The organism is Arthrobacter sp. U41 (assembly GCF_007679325.1).
In the GTDB taxonomy this organism is placed as follows: domain Bacteria; phylum Actinomycetota; class Actinomycetes; order Actinomycetales; family Micrococcaceae; genus Arthrobacter.
On the sequence record NZ_VEGI01000001.1, the window covers coordinates 294,239 to 306,803 of the forward strand.

A 12,565-nucleotide genomic window follows, 5' to 3' on the forward strand; every position below is an offset into this window, starting at 1 on the left:
CACACGTGGTCACCGCTTTCGTCCTGATTAAGACAGACGCTTCCCGCATCCCGGAGACCGCGGAAGAGATCTCCGCCATCCAGGGCATCAGCGAGGTTTACTCCGTCACCGGCGAGTGGGATCTCATTGCGATCGCCCGGGTCCCGAAGCACGAGGATCTGGCAGACGCCATCGCGGACAAGCTCTCCAAGGTCCCCGGCGTCGTCCACACCACCACGCAGATCGCCTTCCGCGCCTACTCCCAGCACGACCTGGACGCGGCTTTCGCCCTCGGCTTCGAACAGTAGGGCCACACAGGCGGGGCCGACGGCAGCACTGTCCTGCTCGGCCTAATCCCCGCCGCCGGCCCGGGCGGTGCGCAGGTCAGCTGCGCGAGAGCGCGACCCAGCGGTCCAGGACGGCTGCGGCCGCACCCGATTCGATGGACTCGTCCGCACGCTTCAATGCCGCGGCCATCCGCCCGCTGAACGGCCCGACGGCGTCCAGGTCGAAGGCCACGAGACCGGCAGCGGCGTTCAGCAAGGCCGCATCCCGCGCGGGACCGCGGCCGCCGGCGAGAACGGACCGCACGACGGCGGCATTGGCCGCAGCGTCGCCGCCGCGGAGTTCCTCAAGGGTTGCCCGTCGAATCCCCAGATCAGCGGGGTCGAACGTTTCTTCATTCACCGCGCCGTTCCGGATTTCCCACACCCGGGACGGGCCGGTAGTGGTCAGTTCATCCAGCCCGTCATCCCCGCGGAACACAAGTCCGCGGCTGCCGCGCCTGGCCAGCACGCCCGCCACCAGCGGGGCCATCCGCTCATTGGCGACGCCCACCGCGGAGGCCTGCACGTGGGCCGGGTTGATCATGGGTCCCAGAAAGTTGAAGGCCGTGGGCACGCCGAGTTCCCGGCGGGCGACGGCGGCATGGCGCATCGAGGGGTGGAACACCTGGGCGAAGCAGAACGTGATGCCCGCTTCCTCCGCGTTGAGGGCGACCCGAGGGATGGGCAGGTCCAGCCGGACACCGAGGGCCTCAAGGACATCAGCGGAACCAGAGGTGGAGGATGCTGCCCGGTTGCCGTGCTTCACCACCTTGGCACCCGCGCCGGCTGCGATCAGCGCTGCCATGGTGGAGATGTTGACGGTGTTCTGCTGGTCGCCGCCGGTTCCGACGATGTCCAGTTTCTGCCCTGCGATCTCAATGGGGCTGGCGTTGGTGATCATCGCCTCAACCAAGCCCACCAGCTCGTCCACGGTCTCGCCTTTGGACCGCAGCGCCACGAGGAATCCGGCAACCTGCGCGGGCGTGGCCTCTCCGGACATGATCGAGTTCATTGCCCACTCGGTGTTGCCGGCAGTCAGATCCGTGCCGTTGATGAGGGCGTTGATGAGCCGCGGCCAGGTGTTGCCTGCCGCCTGTGCAGATGCCTGAGAAGTCACGTTCTGATGCTATCGAGGTGCGGACGGCAAAGACCAATGTGAACGGGTCCGGGAACTTTTCCGCGCGAATTCGCGTCTTTGTAGAAAAAGTCCTCCCAAAAGGCGGTTTGCGTTGGGCAGGACGGAGTTTTATAGACATAATGTCTATGTGACATCTGCGACCCATGCCCCCAGTACCCCGGCGCACCCGACGCTGAATCGCCCGAACATGGTTTCTGTTGGAACCGTAGTCTGGCTGTCCAGTGAGTTGATGTTCTTCGCCGGTCTCTTCGCCATGTACTTCACACTCCGTTCGACTTCCGGACTGATGTGGGCCGAGGAGACAGCCAAGCTCAACTTCCCCTTTGCGCTCATCAACACGATCGTCCTCGTGGCAAGTTCCTTTACTTGCCAGATGGGCGTCTTCGCCGCTGAGCGGCTTCAGCCGCGCCGAAGCGGCGGGCCCCTCAGCTTCACCCGCTGGGGAATGAACGAATGGTTCACCCTGACTTTCATCATGGGTGCCTTCTTCGTGGCCGGCCAGGCGGCTGAGTACGCCATGCTCGTTTCCGAGCACGTCTCGCTCTCCTCCAACGCCTACGGTTCGGCGTTCTACATCACCACGGGCTTCCACGGCCTGCACGTTATCGGCGGCTTGGTTGCCTTCCTCCTCATCATGGGCCGCTCCTTCGCAGCGAAGAAGTTCGGCCACTTCGAAGCAACCTCCGCAATCGTCACCTCGTACTACTGGCACTTCGTCGACGTCGTCTGGATCGGCCTCTTCCTGGTCATCTACGTCCTCAAGTAGCAAGACTTGACTCTTTTTCTACAAGAGGCAGAATTTCAAGAAGCGGCTCCCGGAGCCCACGCAGGATCGAATAAAGGAACCACCACGTGAAGGCACTCTCGCAGAAGCGACGTCACCCACTGGCAGCGATTGCACTGCTGCTGATGGGCCTCCTGGTCACTGGTGGGCTGTACGCCGTTGCCACCACCGTCAACCAGGCCAAAGCCACCACCACCTTCAGCGCCAACGACGCAGAGGAAGGCGAAAAGCTCTTTGAGGCCAACTGCGCCACCTGCCACGGCATGGGCGCCAGCGGTACGCAGGACGGCCCTTCCCTGGTAGGCGTCGGCGCTGCCGCCGTCGACTTCCAGGTCGGCACCGGCCGCATGCCCATGCAGATGAACGCCCCGCAGGCTCCCAAGAAGCCTGTCCAGTTCAACGATGAGCAGACCCACCAGCTGTCCGCCTATGTTGCGTCGCTCGGCCCGGGCCCGTCCATTCCCGAGGCCAGTGTCCTCGATGGCCAGGGTGACGCCGCCAAAGGCGGCGAGCTGTTCCGTGTGAACTGCGCCATGTGCCACAACGCCGCTGCTGCCGGCGGTGCGCTGACCCGCGGCAAGTTCGCTCCGGCTCTGAGCGGTGTGTCCAGCAAGCACATTTACGAAGCGATGGTCACCGGCCCGCAGAACATGCCGGTCTTCAGCGACGCCAACCTTCCCCCCGAGGGCAAGCGCGACATCATCACGTTCCTTAAGCAGATTGAGGCCAACGGTTCACCCGGCGGCGCGGACCTGGGCTCCCTGGGTCCGGTGTCTGAAGGTCTGTTTGTCTGGATCGCCGGCCTCGGTGTCATCATCGCCTTCACCATCTGGCTGACGTCCCGGACGTCCTAGCCCACCTGTTGCACCTGTAAGAAGTTTCTGCTGACCCGTCAGCAGTTTGAATTGAAAGCTAACTCGGCACACGCCGAGACGAGAGAGGGATGAGGCGAATTATGGGCAACCATAGTGACGGCAGTCCGAACCACTCGGGCACCGTAGCTACGGCTGGTCAGAATGAGGTGGAGAAGTTCCAGGATCCTGGAATTCCCCCGCATCGTTTGCGCCTGGCTGACACGGACCCGAAGGCCGCAAAGCGAGCAGAACGGCAGGTAGCCCTTCTTTTCGGGACCTCGGTCGTTGGCACCCTGATCTTCCTGGTGGCGTACTTCGCCATCGATCTGGGAGATGACACATCGATCGCAACGATCCGGCTGCAGAACGCGCTGCTGGGTCTTGGCACCGCATTTGCCATGCTGGGTATCGGCACCGGAATCGTGCACTGGGCCAAGGCCCTGATGCCGGACCATGAAGTCTCGGAAGAGCGCCATGCCATCCGTACCGAGGATGACCGCCAGGCAGCGGTCCGGATCGTCGATGACATCGTCGAGGAAACCGGCATCAAGCGCCGCCCGCTGATCCGCAACACTCTCCTTGGCGCCGTGGCGCTGGCTCCCCTGCCGGCCGTCGCGATCTTCGGCGACCTGGGTCCGCGTCCGGACGACAAGCTGGCGCACACCATGTGGGCACCCCAGGAGGGCAAGCTCAAGCGCCTGGCCCGTGACCCTGATGGCACCCCCATCAAGGCGGCGGACGTCACCATCGGGTCGGCGTTCCACGTCATCCCCGAAGGCCTCAACGAGCTGGGCGAAGGCAAGCTGAACGAGAAGGCCAAGGCCGTCGTCCTGCTGATGCGCCTGAATCCTGAGTCCCTCAACCCGTCGCCGGGACGCGAGGACTGGGGTTACAACGGGATTGTCGCCTACTCCAAGATCTGCACCCACGTTGGTTGCCCTGTTGCCCTGTACGAGCAGCAGACGCACCACCTGCTGTGCCCGTGCCACCAGTCAACCTTCGACCTCACGCAGGAATGCAAGGTTATCTTTGGGCCGGCCAGCCGTCCTCTCCCCCAACTGCCAATCGCGGTTGACGCCGAGGGATACCTGGTCGCCACCAGCGACTTCCTTGAACCTGTTGGACCTAGCTATTGGGAGCGTGATGAGCATGAGCGCAACATCAACGCCTAATGCCCCCACCTTCGTCGCCAAGACCAAAGGCGGCCGCATCACCAACTTCGTTGACGAGCGCGTCGGCGGATCAGGCATCCTGCGTGAATTTGGCCGCAAGGTCTTCCCGGACCACTGGTCCTTCATGTTCGGCGAAGTGGCCCTGTACTCGTTCGTCATCCTGCTGCTCTCGGGCACGTTCCTGACCTTCTTCTTTGACCCGTCCATGGCGGAGACCCACTACGAGGGGTCCTACACACCGCTGAAGAACGTCGAAATGTCCGTGGCTTACAGCTCCTCCCTGGACATCTCCTTCGACGTCCGCGGCGGCCTGTTCATGCGGCAGGTCCACCACTGGTCCGCGCTGCTCTTTGTGGCGTCCGTGTCCGTGCACATGCTGCGCGTGTTCTTCACCGGCGCATTCCGCAAGCCCCGCGAAATGAACTGGGTGGTGGGCGGCGTGCTGCTCATCCTCTCGATGGCAGCCGGCTTCACCGGCTACTCCCTCCCCGATGACCTGCTCTCCGGTAACGGCCTGCGCATCATCGACGGCGTGATCAAGTCCATCCCGGTCGTCGGAACGTACATCTCGTTCTTCCTCTTCGGCGGAGAATTCCCGGGAACGGTCATCATCGGCCGCCTGTACATGCTCCACATCCTGCTGGTTCCGGCACTCATTCTCCTGATGATCGTGCTGCACCTCTTTATGGTCGTGGTGCACAAGCACACCCAGTACCCCGGCCCGGGCCGCAACGACGGTAACGTCGTCGGCTACCCCCTCGGCCCGGTATACGCGGCCAAGGCCGGCGGCTTCTTCTTCATCGTGTTCGGTGTCATCGCCCTCATGGCGGGCTTCTTCACCATCAACCCGATCTGGAACTACGGCCCGTACGACCCCTCCCCCGTCTCGGCGGGCACCCAGCCTGACTGGTATATCGGCTTCGTTGATGGCGCCCTGCGCCTCATGCCGGGCACGATCGGCGACTGGAGTGTCGAGCAGGTCTGGTTCGGCCAGGTCTTCTCCTTCAACGTGCTGCTTCCGGCCCTGGTCCCTGCAGGGATCATCTTCACCGTGCTGTTCACCTACCCGTGGATCGAACGCTGGATCACCAAGGACAACCGCGAACACCACGTCCTCGACCGTCCGCGCAACGCTCCCACGCGTACCGCCATCGGCATGGCCGGCTTCGTCTGGTACTGCGTAATGTGGGCGGCCGCCGGCTCGGACCTCATCGCCACGCACTTCCACGTGTCACTGAACGATGTGACGTACTGGCTGCGGGCACTGTTCTTCGTTGGCCCGGTCATCGCCTTCATTGTCACGAAGCGCGTCGCCCTGGCCCTGCAGCGCAAGGACCGCGAGATTGCCCTGCACGGCCGCGAAACCGGCCGCATCGTGCGCCTCCCGCACGGCGAGTTCATTGAGGTCCACGCACCGCTGGACGAGTACAAGCGCTACAAGCTTGTCGGCTTCGAGTCGCCGTCTCCGCTTCCCGCGGAGCCGAACGCCCACGGCGTCGTCGACAAGAAGGAGAAGCGCCGCGCGCTGCTCTCCAAGTGGTTCTTCGAGGACCGGGTTGCTCCGGCTACTCCTGCAGAGCTCGCGGCGGCCCACGGCCACCACGGCGAACACGAGGCCATCGAGTCCGGCGAGTCGCAGAAAACGCTCAGCCACTAACAGGCCGCAGTGAACACCAGAAAGGCCCGGTCCACCAGGACCGGGCCTTTCTGCGTATCCAGCCGCGTGCTTCCTACGAGCGGTACCCCGTGGCGTAGTTCCGCGTGGGGCGGACGCCCGGCCGCTGCAGGGGCACCCAGAGCTTGTACCGGTCGGCCCGGTAGTAGGACACGGAGTAGTCCACCATGGCCCGCGCAACGAAAGCGTGGCGCTGGATCTTCAGGAGCGGCGAGCCGACTTCAACGTTGAGCAGCCGGGCGGTCGACGGGGAAGCAGCCGTTGCCTCGATCATGTCCTCGCCCCACTCCATCACCAGCCCGAAGCGTTCGCTCAGCACGTTGTACAGCGAGGTTGGTGGTTCGCCGTCGAGCAGTCCGGGCACCCGGTGGGCGGGGATGAAGTTCTCGTCGACGCTCATGGGTTCGTTGTCCGCGAGCAGGAGGCGGCGGAACCGCACCAGGGGCGTTCCCTCTTCCAACTGCAGTTCCCGGGCCAGGAACGCGCTGGCACCGATCTGCTCGAAACTGAGGACCTTCGCGGCGGGAACCATGCCGCGGCGCTGCATTTCCTCGCTGTAGGAGGTCAGCTTGACCTGGAGGTCCAGTTTGGGCTTCCGCACGAACGTGCCAAGTCCCACCACACGCTCGATGACCTCCTCCCCCACCAGGGCGTCAATGGCCTGGCGAACCGTCATCCGGGCCAGCCCGAACCGTTCGGCGAGGTCCCGCTCCGAAGGCAGCGCCGAACCCGGCGGGCAGGCGCTCACAATGTGGGCCCTGATAATTTCCCTGAGCTGGATGTAAATGGGCGTACCGTTTTGCCGGTCTATTTCGCCGGCCATGCGAGCTGCGTCAGAGGCCGCCACTGCGCGGCCTTCCGGAAATCTTCATGCTTCAAGGTTAAGCCACGCGGCAGACAGGTCTAGACCACCTGCGTCGCCGTTCGCCCGGAAGCAGGCCCGCGACTAGGCTTGAATGCGCCGGCAGCCCGCCGGCACTAATCACACCGTCAAAGACCAGGGAGTCCCGTTGCCCGTTCGGAACGCAATCGTCAAGGCCGACGTCGGACTGCATGCCCGGCCCGCGGCCCTGTTTGTCCGTGCTGTCCACGAGACCGGCCTGCCCGTCACGATCAGCAGGGGCGGCAGGCCCGGAGTGGACGCCCGCTCCCTGCTGGAAGTCATGACCGAGGACTTCCACTGCGGCTGCGCCGTGGAGTTGGCCGTCTCCCCTGACGCTGTCCCGGCCCGCTACAGCCCGGACGACGTCGAGAAAGCCCTCGACGGGCTCCGTACCCTGTTGGAGTCAGCCCGGACCCGCTGAGCGGCCCACAGGCCCCTCCAGAGGGCACAGACAAACAACGACGGCGGGCCCCACCGGAAAGGTGGGGCCCGCCGTCGTAGTTGATGCGGTTTGTGTCCTGACGGACGTTAGTGCGCGTGGTCTCCGCGGCTGTACTCGTACACCCAGCCGACCAAAGCAACCAGCGCGAGGCCAGCGGCGATGTAGACAATCCAGAAGCCAATGGCCATTCCGAGGAATCCGGCGGCGCTGGCCAGGCCCAGCACCAGCGGCCACCAGCTCCAGGGGCTGAAGTGGCCCTGCTCGCCGGCGCCCTCGTGGATCTCGGCGTCACTGCGGTCCTCGGGACGCATCCCGACGCGCTTGCCGGTGAAGGCGAGGTAGGCGCCGATCATGCCGGCGAGGCCGCCGACCAGCAGCACCCCGAGGATGCCGACCCACTCGGACCAGTTCGTGAGGAAGCCGTAGATCACGGCGACCGGCACGAAGAAGAAGACTCCGAGTCCAAAAATCCTTGATTCGATCTTCACTAGGGGTTGTCCTTCTGGTCGGCGTTACCGAGGGCTTCTGCGGCCGGGGCAGGAGACTCGACGGTGTATGTCTGGGAAAGCTCGGGGTGGTGCAGGTCCAGGGCAGGACGCTCCGAACGGATCCGCGGCAGCGAGGTGAAGTTGTGGCGCGGCGGCGGGCAGGACGTCGCCCACTCGAGCGAGGCGCCGAAGCCCCACGGGTCATCCACTTCAACCTTCTCGTTGCTGCGCCAGGTGATGTAGACGTTCCAGAAGAACGGGATCAGCGAGGCGCCCAGCAGGAACGAGGCGTAGGTGGAGAACTGGTTCATCCAGGTGAAGTTGTCCTGGGGCATGTAGTCCGCGTAGCGGCGGGGCATACCCTCGACGCCCAGCCAGTGCTGGATGAGGAACGTGCCGTGGAAGCCGAGGAAGAGCATCCAGAAGTGGATCTTGCCCAGACGCTCGTTGAGCATCTTGCCGGTCCACTTCGGCCACCAGAAGTAGAAGCCTGCGAACATCGCGAACACCACGGTGCCGAAGACGACGTAGTGGAAGTGCGCCACCACGAAGTAGGAGTCCGAGACGTGGAAGTCCAGCGGCGGGGAGGCCAGGATAATGCCGGTCAGGCCCCCGAAGAGGAACGTCGCCAGGAAGCCGATGCTCCACAGCATGGGGGTTTCGAACGTAATGGACCCCCGCCACATGGTGCCGATCCAGTTGAAGAACTTCACACCGGTCGGAACGGCGATCAACATCGTCATGAAGGAGAAGAACGGCAGCAGGACCGAGCCGGTGACGTACATGTGGTGTGCCCACACGGTCACGGACAGGGCAGCGATGGAGATCGTTGCGTAGACCAAGCCCTTGTAGCCGAAGATCGGCTTGCGGCTGAAGACCGGGAAGATCTCCGAGACTATGCCGAAGAACGGCAGGGCGATGATGTAGACCTCAGGGTGTCCGAAGAACCAGAACAGGTGCTGCCAAAGGACGGCGCCGCCGTTCTCCGGGTCGAAGATGTGGGCACCGAAGCGCCGGTCCGCGCCGAGCGCGAAGAGGGCCGCGGCCAGCGGCGGGAACGCCATCAGCACCAGGATCGCCGTCACCAGGATGTTCCAGGTGAAGATCGGCATACGCCACATGGTCATGCCCGGGGCACGCATGCAGATGATCGTGGTGATGAAGTTGACCGCACCAAGGATGGTGCCGAAGCCGGAGAGCGCCAGGCCGAAGACCCAGAGGTCACCGCCCACTCCCGGGCTGAACGTCGTGTTGGACAGCGGCGCGTACGCGAACCAGCCGAACGAGGCAGCACCCTGCGGGGTGACGAAGCCGGACACGGCGATGGTGGAGCCGAAAAGGAAGAACCAGAAGGCCAGTGCGTTCAGTCGCGGGAAGGCGACGTCGGGTGCACCGATCTGGAGCGGCATGATGACGTTGGCGAACCCGGCGAAGAGCGGCGTCGCGAACATCAGCAGCATGACTGTGCCGTGCATGGTGAAGAGCTGGTTGTACTGCTCTTTGGTCTGCAGGATCTGCATGCCGGGCTCGAACAGCTCGGCGCGGATCAGCAGCGCCATGACGCCGCCGAAGCAGAAGAACACGAAGGACGCGATCAGGTACATGTACCCGATGGTCTTGTGGTCGGTGGAGGTGATCCAGTTGACGACGATGCGTCCCTTGGATTTCGGTACTACGGGAGCCTCAAGTGTCCCCGTGGGCTGTGAATAGGTGGTTGCCACGTCGCTCCCCTTACTTGGATTCGGTCGGGGCCGGGTTGCGGTCGTACTCTTCGCCGAGGAGACCGGTGTTGCCGTCCTGGCGCAGCTTGTCCAGGTGCGCCTGGAATTCGGCGTCGGAAACGACCTTCACGCGGAACAGCATTTCGGAGTGGTATTCGCCACAGAGTTCGGCGCACTTGCCGTCGTAGGTTCCCTCTTTGGTGGGGGTGAACCTGATGTAGTTGGTCTTTCCGGGGATCATGTCGCGCTTCTGCAGGAAGGCGGGGACCCAGAAGGAGTGGATGACGTCGCGGGCGTTCAGCTCGACATCCACGGATTTGTTGACCGGGAGGTACAGGGTGGGGAGCTTTTCCTTGTCCACTGCCTCACCGGTGAGGTGCGCCTGGACGCCGGCTTCGTGGACATCCTCGCGGATCACGTCGCCCTTTTTGTAGTTGAAGTCCCAGGCCCACTGCTTGCCACGGACGTCAACGACGACGTCGGCCGGCTCTGCGCGGTTGTCGATCGCCTGCTGGTCGCGGTCGGTGAAGTAGAAGAACACCAGGACCATGAACAGCGGGATCGTCAGGTAGAAAACTTCGAGGGGCAGGTTGAAGCTGTTCTGCCGGGGGAACCCGACGGTGCCCTTGCGGCGCCGGTAGGCCACCATGCACCAGATCATCAGGCCCCAGGTGATGACACCGACAACCAGTGCGGCAATCCATGAGTTGACCCAGAGGTCCATGATGCGGTCAGTGTGGTTGGTGGTGCCACGTTCCGTGGGCAGCCACCCTTTCTGTACCTCTGGTGAACATCCAGTCAAAGCCAACGCGCCGGCGAGTGCCAAGCCAGTGATCGTAGTGATCTGTTTGCGTCGGCTGCCGGTTCGGTTCTGCGAACTCACAGACGGCCCTTCCTACTTGTTGCTGTCGCCCCGGTCCGCAAAATCGCGGTCGGGGCACACGAAAAGTTTTACTACTCGGTGTAGAGCTTACCGCTCCCCGCGAGTTTTCGCCCACATGTCCGCGCCGTGCGTCGGGACCTATTTGCCGGGTCCGCTCGTTATGGTTCCTCGGCACTAAGGCCGGGCAGATTGCCCGGCCTTAGTGGAAGGAATCACCGCAGGCGCAGGAGCCGCCGGCGTTGGGGTTATCGATCGTAAAGCCCTGCTTGGAGATGGTGTCCTCGAAGTCGATGCTGGCACCGGTGAGGTAGGGGACGCTCATCTTGTCGACTACAACTTCAACGCCGTCGTAGTCCCGGACGGCGTCTCCGTCGAGGAGCCTTTCGTCGAAGTAGAGCTGGTAGATCAGGCCGGAGCAGCCGCCGGGCTGCACAGCCACGCGGAGGCGCAGGTCGGTGCGGCCTTCCTGCTCCAGCAGGCTGCGGACCTTGCCCGCCGCGACGTCGGTCAGCTGGACTTCGTGCGTGGCCAGTTCCTCGCCCGCCGTGGCGGTGGTGTCGGCGCTGTTTTCATTGGTTGTAGTGCTCATGGCCTACCTTCTAACGACGGTGGTGGCGGCACCGCCGGGGCGGCACCCGCCCCTACTTATTCGGTACGGGCTATAGCTACATGCTACGTCGATCAGCCGTGTAGCTCTAACTTCTGACGTAACCGTTAGTGCCGGCCGGATGTTCCCCCGGAACCCGGCCGGCCCGTCCGGTCAGGCCAGTCCGTCCTCATTCAGCCGCGCGAGCATCAGGGCTTCGGCAACGATGGCGTTCCGGAAGTCTTCAAGGTGGAGGGATTCGTTCGCGCTGTGCGCCCGGGAATCGGGATCCTCGACGCCGGTGACCAGGATCTGGACATCCGGGTACAGCTCGGTCAGGTCGGCGATGAACGGGATGGAGCCGCCAATACCGGTTTCCACTGCCGGGACGCCCCACGCCTCGCCGAGCGCCCACATCGCGATGCCCGCAGCCCGTGAGGACGTGTCCGTGAGGAAGGCGTTGCCGCTCTCCCCCGGCGTAAAGACCACGTGGGCGCCGAACGGCGCGCTGGCTTCCACGTGCCGTCGGACGGCATCCATGGCTTCGGCCGGATCCTGCCCGGGGGCGAGCCGCATGCTGAACTTGGCCTTTGCCCGGGGCAGGAGGGTGTTGGAGGCGACGTCGACGGCGGGGGCGTCGAAGCCGATGATCGACAGCGCCGGCTTGGTCCACATCCGCGAGGCGATCGTGCCGGTGCCCGCAAGCCGGACGCCGTCGAGCACGGAGGCGTCCGCGCGGTATTCCTCCTCCGAGAGGTCCACGGTGGCGTCGTCCCGGCTGACCAGGCCGGCGATCGCGACGTTGCCCTCGTCGTCGTGCAGGGTGGCGATGAGACGGGACAGGAGGGTGGGCGCATCCAGCACCGGGCCGCCGAACATGCCGGAGTGGACCGCGTGGTCCAGGACCTTGACCTCGATGGTGCCGTCCACCAGACCGCGGAGGCTGGTGGTGAGCGCGGGGATGCCGACCTTCCAGTTGCTGGAGTCGGCGACGACGATCACATCGGCGCGCAGCAGCTCCCGGTGGGTTTCCAGGAAAGTTCGGAAGGTCGGGGAACCGGCTTCCTCCTCACCCTCGAAGAAGAAGGTCACACCCAGGCCAAGATCGTCGCCCAGGACGCGGGTCACGGCCGCGTAGGCAGCAATGTGGGCCAGGATCCCGGCCTTGTCGTCGGCGGCACCGCGGCCGTAAAGCCGCCCGTCACGCTCGACGGCGGTGAACGGCTCCGTCTCCCACAGCGCCAAGTCGCCGGTGGGCTGCACATCGTGGTGGGCGTAGAGCAGGATCGTCGGCTTGCCGTCGGCGGCGGGACGGCGGGCGACGACGGCGGGGCCGCCGGGAGTCCCGTCTTCCTTGTTGCAGCGCAGGATCCGGACGTCGTCGAATCCGCTGGCGCGCACCAGCCCGGCGACGGCGTCGGCGCTGGCGTTGAGCGGGGCCGGGTCGAAGCTTGGCCAGGCGATGCCCGGAATGGCGACGAGCTCTTTCAACTGGGCGATGGTGGTGTCGAAGGATTCGGTGACGGCCTGCCGGAGCGCCTCGGTGTCGACGTTTCCGGCCGGGGCGGTTGCGGTTTGCGGGTTCCCCGCGGGTGATGAAGTCATGGCCAGAACACTACCCGTGCCGTGGATCA

At 64.4% G+C, this 12,565-nt stretch carries 13 protein-coding genes; 6 read left to right on the plus strand and 7 right to left on the minus strand.

What is annotated here, in order from left to right:
- The first annotated feature begins 5 nt into the window (after positions 1 to 5).
- Complete coding sequence (locus FS787_RS01360) at positions 6 to 287, plus strand: Lrp/AsnC family transcriptional regulator (protein ID WP_144670379.1); 282 nt, start codon at positions 6 to 8, stop codon at positions 285 to 287.
- Positions 288 to 363: 76 nt separating this feature from the next.
- On the opposite strand, the gene trpD is transcribed toward FS787_RS01360, so the two are convergent.
- Positions 364 to 1,422, minus strand: a complete 1,059-nt coding sequence (trpD, locus tag FS787_RS01365; protein WP_144670381.1) for an anthranilate phosphoribosyltransferase — start codon at positions 1,420 to 1,422, stop codon at positions 364 to 366.
- A gap of 208 nt (positions 1,423 to 1,630) precedes the next feature.
- On the opposite strand from trpD, the gene FS787_RS01370 reads away from it, so the two are divergent.
- From FS787_RS01370 to FS787_RS01385, 4 genes are all read left to right on the plus strand, one after another.
- Complete coding sequence (locus FS787_RS01370) at positions 1,631 to 2,209, plus strand: heme-copper oxidase subunit III (RefSeq protein WP_144670383.1); 579 nt, start codon at positions 1,631 to 1,633, stop codon at positions 2,207 to 2,209.
- Positions 2,210 to 2,295: 86 nt separating this feature from the next.
- A complete protein-coding gene (locus FS787_RS01375) occupies positions 2,296 to 3,081 on the plus strand; it encodes a cytochrome c (RefSeq protein WP_144670385.1) in 786 nt (261 codons plus the stop codon).
- A 101-nt stretch (positions 3,082 to 3,182) separates the two neighbouring features.
- Positions 3,183 to 4,253 carry a ubiquinol-cytochrome c reductase iron-sulfur subunit gene (locus FS787_RS01380; RefSeq protein WP_144670387.1) on the plus strand — a complete coding sequence of 357 codons (1,071 nt, stop codon included), beginning with the start codon at positions 3,183 to 3,185 and terminating at the stop codon, positions 4,251 to 4,253.
- On the plus strand, positions 4,231 to 5,910 hold the full coding sequence (locus FS787_RS01385; protein WP_144670389.1) for a cytochrome bc complex cytochrome b subunit: 1,680 nt from the start codon (positions 4,231 to 4,233) through the stop codon (positions 5,908 to 5,910). The genes FS787_RS01380 and FS787_RS01385 overlap by 23 nt, the downstream gene beginning before the upstream one ends.
- 73 nt (positions 5,911 to 5,983) lie before the next feature.
- Here the strand turns inward: FS787_RS01385 and FS787_RS01390 are convergent, their stop codons facing one another.
- Entirely contained in the window at positions 5,984 to 6,751 is a 768-nt protein-coding gene (locus FS787_RS01390) for a GntR family transcriptional regulator (protein ID WP_144671819.1), read from the minus strand.
- Positions 6,752 to 6,938: 187 nt separating this feature from the next.
- Between FS787_RS01390 and FS787_RS01395 the strand changes: the two genes are divergently transcribed.
- The gene (locus FS787_RS01395; protein WP_144670391.1) at positions 6,939 to 7,232 is read left to right on the plus strand and encodes an HPr family phosphocarrier protein; all 294 of its coding nucleotides are present in this window, start codon (positions 6,939 to 6,941) and stop codon (positions 7,230 to 7,232) included.
- A gap of 107 nt (positions 7,233 to 7,339) precedes the next feature.
- Here FS787_RS01395 and FS787_RS01400 read toward each other — a convergent pair whose 3' ends face one another.
- From FS787_RS01400 to FS787_RS01420, 5 genes are all read right to left on the minus strand, one after another.
- Entirely contained in the window at positions 7,340 to 7,741 is a 402-nt protein-coding gene (locus FS787_RS01400; RefSeq protein WP_144670393.1) for a cytochrome c oxidase subunit 4, read from the minus strand.
- Positions 7,741 to 9,462 carry a cytochrome c oxidase subunit I gene (gene ctaD, locus FS787_RS01405; RefSeq protein ID WP_144670395.1) on the minus strand — a complete coding sequence of 574 codons (1,722 nt, stop codon included), beginning with the start codon at positions 9,460 to 9,462 and terminating at the stop codon, positions 7,741 to 7,743. The genes FS787_RS01400 and ctaD overlap by 1 nt, the downstream gene beginning before the upstream one ends.
- 10 nt (positions 9,463 to 9,472) lie before the next feature.
- Positions 9,473 to 10,345 (minus strand): cytochrome c oxidase subunit II, encoded by an 873-nt coding sequence (gene coxB, locus FS787_RS01410; RefSeq protein WP_144670397.1) that lies wholly within the window; start codon positions 10,343 to 10,345, stop codon positions 9,473 to 9,475.
- A 199-nt stretch (positions 10,346 to 10,544) separates the two neighbouring features.
- Positions 10,545 to 10,934: an iron-sulfur cluster assembly accessory protein gene (locus FS787_RS01415; RefSeq protein ID WP_144670399.1), complete on the minus strand. Its 390-nt coding sequence runs from the start codon at positions 10,932 to 10,934 to the stop codon at positions 10,545 to 10,547.
- Between the two features lie 171 nt (positions 10,935 to 11,105).
- Positions 11,106 to 12,536, minus strand: a complete 1,431-nt coding sequence (locus FS787_RS01420; RefSeq protein ID WP_144670402.1) for a dipeptidase — start codon at positions 12,534 to 12,536, stop codon at positions 11,106 to 11,108.
- Positions 12,537 to 12,565: the final 29 nt, after the last annotated feature.